Below are 4,080 nucleotides of genomic sequence, written 5' to 3' on the forward strand. Positions count from 1 at the left end.
CCGCCACGGTCGGACTCCCCGCCGCCCAGCCCGCCGCCCCGGCGGGCGAGGACGGAGCGCCGGAAACCGAAGTACGACAGGAGAACCCGCGATGACACACCCCTTCGAGATCGAGCTGGAGACCACCCTGCCGGCGAGTCCGGACCAGGTCTGGGACGCGATCGCCACCGGGCCCGGCATCGACTCGTGGTTCATGGGACGCAACGAGGTGGAGCCACGCGAGGGCGGCACCACCGCCATGGACATCGGGGGCAACCGGGAGGAGGCGGTGGTCACGGCCTACGAGCCCGGCAAGCGCCTCGCCACCCGCACCGACACCGCCGACGACGGCCGGTTCATGGCCTTCGAGTACCTGGTCGAGGGGCGCGGAGGCGGCAGTACCGTGCTCCGCATCGTGCAGAGCGGCATGCTCGGCGACGACTGGCAGGACGAGTACGACGCGCTGCGCCGCGGCTGGCCGTTCCACCTCCACACGCTCCGCGAGTACCTGGCGCACTTCCCCGGGCGCACCGGCGTCCCCGTCTTCGCGATGGCCCCCGTGGGCGAGCGGCCTGTGGAGCAGATCCGGGCGGCCCTCACCCGCGTGCTGTCACTACCCGGCCAGGTCGCCGTGGGCGATCGGGCACACGCCGTGCCGGCCGACCTGCCGCCGCTGGACGGCGAGGTGACCTGGTCGGACGACGAACGCATCGCGGTCCGCACCGACGACGGGCTCTACACCTTCCACCACTTCCCCGGCGTGGTCCTGACGTTCCACCACCTCTTCGGCCCGAACACGGACGGCACCGCCGCCGAGGCCGCGTGGCAGCGCTGGCTGTCCGGCCTACTGGCCTGACCCACCCACCACCTGTGCGAGACGACGATCGAGGAGAAACCCATGCGCACGCTGATCAGTACCGCCTTCCTGTCGCTCGACGGCGTCATGGAGGCGCCGGGCGGCGAGCCCGGCTACCGGAACTCCGGATGGACCTTCAAGGACGTCGAGTTCCTTCCCGAGGCGTTCGAGATCAAGGGCCGGGAACAGCAGGAGTCCACCGCGGTCCTGCTGGGCCGGGCCAGCTACCAGGCGTTCAGCCCGGTGTGGCCCGACATGGCGGAGTTCGCGGACTACAAGACGATGCCGAAGTACGTCGTCTCCACCTCCCTCACCGAAGGCCAACTGGTCTCCGGCTGGGGTGAGACCACCATCCTGCGGTCCCTCGACGAGGTCGCCGCACTGAAGGAGACCGAGGGAGGCCCGATCATCGTCCACGGCAGCGCCACCCTGAACCAGGGCCTCTCGGACGCGGGCCTGATCGACCGTTACCACCTGCTCGTCTACCCGCTGCTGCTCGGCGCCGGCAAGCGGCTGTTCAGCGCCACGGACAAGGACACCCAGAAGTTGCGGCTGGTGGAGCACGAGGCATACGGCAACGGCCTGCAGAAGCAGATCTTCGACGTCGTCCGCTGACGGCACCCGGGAGACGTCGTCTCGCCGACAACGCGGTCGCCGGTTGTAGTTGTGGCCTCACTAGACTGGTGGGAGTGGAGTTAAGCCCGGGCGCGGTGGAGGGGGCGTTGGCGTGGGGGACTTCGAGGACTACACGCACGAGCAACTGGTGGCGATGCTGGCCGGGGCGAATCCCGAGCAGTTGACGACCCGGGCGGACGTACTGCTGTCGATGGCCGAGGCGTTGAACGGCACGGACAAGCAGATCTTCCTGCGGATGTCACAGGTGGAGTGGCAGGGCGAGGGCGCCGACGCCTTCCGGGAGTGGGGCCGGCACCTGGTGGAGGAGTCGGTCTCGCTGGCGGCCTACGCGCGTACGGTCGGGAACGCGTTGCAGGACGCCGGCCAGGCACTTGTTGAGGCACGGGCGACGATGCCGGCTGTGCCGGAGCGGCCGGCGCCGCTCGCCGACACGGCGCTCCCCACGGTGGCCGAGGAGTTGGAGCGGCAGGAGGCCATCCTCGTACTGGAACGGCTGTCGTCCAACTACCGCACGGCGGCGGACGACCTGGCGGCGGCGGACGAACCGCAGTACAGACCGCTGCATGGTGTCGTCGATCCCGACGGTGACAAGTGGCCTGAATCCACGCCCCAACCGTTCGGGTCAGCCGACTCCGGTCCATGGACGGCACGACAGTTTGGGAATGTTCCGTCCGAAGGGGAGAGAACCGAAGCAAGTCGGAGAGGTTATACGGGTGACCACGTCATCACCCGAGATGGCGGAGAACACCTCACTGACCTGGCCGAGCTGCCCACTGCCGTCACTGATGGGCAGGTCATCACCTCCCTGGACTCGATGGCACCGGTTGTCGATCGAGTGCTCCCACCCGGGGAGCAGGGACCTCTTCTGGAAGGTCCGAGTCACGTCAGGAACGGGACGGCCGAGTCGCCCGAGCGCATGCCACCACATGGAGTACCCACACCGCTTCAGCAGCGGCGCGACGGTCACTGGGGGCGGGTTCCCGACCCAGGGCGGCAGAACAGCGGGGCAGGCGGCGGTAACTCGGAAACGCCGCGCTCTCCGGCCGGATACCCGCAGGCGCGCCCTGGCATCTCCGGGCTGGCCGGGCCCGGTGAGGCACCCGCCCAGGGAACCGGTGCGGTTCGGCCACCCGTGCACGGTGGCGCGGGTCTCCCGACGCACGCGCCGTCCCGTGGGGTGTCGGCGCCAAGCGGGGTGGTCGGCGGGATCGCTCGGCCACCGCTCGCCGCTGGGCGTGGTCTGCCCGTGAGCGTGGCGATAGGAGCTCAGGACTCGTTCGCCTACCGAGACCCCGCTACCGGGCTTGTCCGAGGCCCCGGTGGCACTCCGGTGATGAAGCGCGCGGGGCAGACGGGCGATCGTCCGCCGGCGCAGAGTGGTCGCCCCGCGCGGTCGACGCGGAAGCGTCGCGGCCGGAAGAACGATGGTGAGCGCGACGAGACGCAGAAGAGGAACGACTGAGCTGATGGTGTCGAACACCGACCGCGCACGCTCACGACGGCGTTGGGGACTATTCCGCTGGCCCCTCGCGATGGCTCTGTGGTCCCAGGGGTTCGTGGCGTCCAGCGCCAGCGCGGACGAGGTAGCTGGTGACTGGTATCTGGATGCCCTGCGCGCCGAGGAGATCTGGCAGCAGACCCGGGGCGAAGGAGTCACCGTGGCCGTCATCGACAGCGGAGTCGACGGTTCGATTCCAGAACTGCGTGACCGGGTACTCGAAGGCGCCGACCTGACCTTCGACGCCCAGGGTGCGAACTCCGACGAGCATGGTCACGGCACGGACATGGCGTCCCTCATCGCCGGTACCGGGGCGGAGGCAGGGGTCAGCGGGATCGCGCCAGGTGCCACCATCCTTCCCGTCCGGCTGTACGAGACGCCCGACACCCTCGATTTCGGGATCGAGGAGCGGTGGGCCGAGGCGGTCACCTACGCCGTCGAGTCCGGTGCGCAGGTCATCAGCATCTCGCTCGGCATGCAGGAACCGGCGTTCGGGAACGAGGAGATCGAAGCAGCCCTGGCGGAGGCGGCGCGTCAGGACGTACTGATCTTCGCGTCCACGGGAAACGCGGGTGAGGAAGGCAACCTCTCCACTTTCCCCGGCAACCGCGAGGGGGCCGTCGGAGTCGCGGCCGTCGATCCTGACGGCGAGCGCGCCGCCTACTCGACCCACGGCCCGCAGGTGGCCCTGGCCGCCCCTGGTACCGACATTCGCCTACGGTGCCAACTCGGCAGCTCGGAGATGTGCACCGGATACGGCACCAGCAACGCCACCGCCCTCGCGTCCGCGTCCGCCGCGCTCATCTGGTCGGCCAATCCCGACTGGACCAAGAACCAGGTGTTGCGGGCCATGATCGGGACCGCCGACGGTGGCGGTGAGCGGGACGAGTACGTCGGGTACGGGATGGTGCAGCCGGCTCGGGTCATCGTCGACGGGGAGGGGGATCCGGGGGATCCGAACGTCAACCCGTTGTTCGAGGAGTTCGAGGCCCGGCGCGCCCCACACCACCTTGTCCGCCGGCAGCGTGCCGCCGTCCGCCGACTCGACACCGCCGGCCCGGCCGTCCCTGGCCAGGATCCGGGTGACCTCCGTGTCGAAGACGAACTCCAC

Annotated in this window: 4 protein-coding genes; all 4 read left to right on the forward strand. The window is 69.7% G+C overall.

Annotated features, from left to right (window positions below):
- The first annotated feature begins 91 nt into the window (after positions 1-91).
- Positions 92-835, forward strand: coding sequence for an SRPBCC family protein (locus tag E1283_RS33080; RefSeq protein ID WP_132821860.1), 744 nt, complete (start codon positions 92-94; stop codon positions 833-835).
- A 42-nt stretch (positions 836-877) separates the two neighbouring features.
- Positions 878-1,450 (forward strand): dihydrofolate reductase family protein, encoded by a 573-nt coding sequence (locus E1283_RS33085; RefSeq protein ID WP_132821861.1) that lies wholly within the window; start codon positions 878-880, stop codon positions 1,448-1,450.
- Between the two features lie 112 nt (positions 1,451-1,562).
- The gene (locus tag E1283_RS33090; RefSeq protein WP_132821862.1) at positions 1,563-2,933 is read left to right on the forward strand and encodes a WXG100 family type VII secretion target; all 1,371 of its coding nucleotides are present in this window, start codon (positions 1,563-1,565) and stop codon (positions 2,931-2,933) included.
- A 70-nt stretch (positions 2,934-3,003) separates the two neighbouring features.
- Positions 3,004-4,080, forward strand: a 1,077-nt coding sequence (locus E1283_RS33095; RefSeq protein ID WP_165956339.1) for a S8 family serine peptidase, incomplete at its 3' end; no start/stop codon positions are given.

The organism is Streptomyces hainanensis (assembly GCF_004348415.1).
In the GTDB taxonomy this organism is placed as follows: Bacteria; Actinomycetota; Actinomycetes; order Streptomycetales; family Streptomycetaceae; genus Streptomyces; species Streptomyces hainanensis.

Coding starts and splice junctions, on each gene's coding strand:
- E1283_RS33080 (WP_132821860.1), top strand. CDS start 92: ATGACACACCCCTTCGAGATCGAGCTGGAGACCACCCTGCCGGCGAGT.
- E1283_RS33085 (WP_132821861.1), top strand. CDS start 878: ATGCGCACGCTGATCAGTACCGCCTTCCTGTCGCTCGACGGCGTCATG.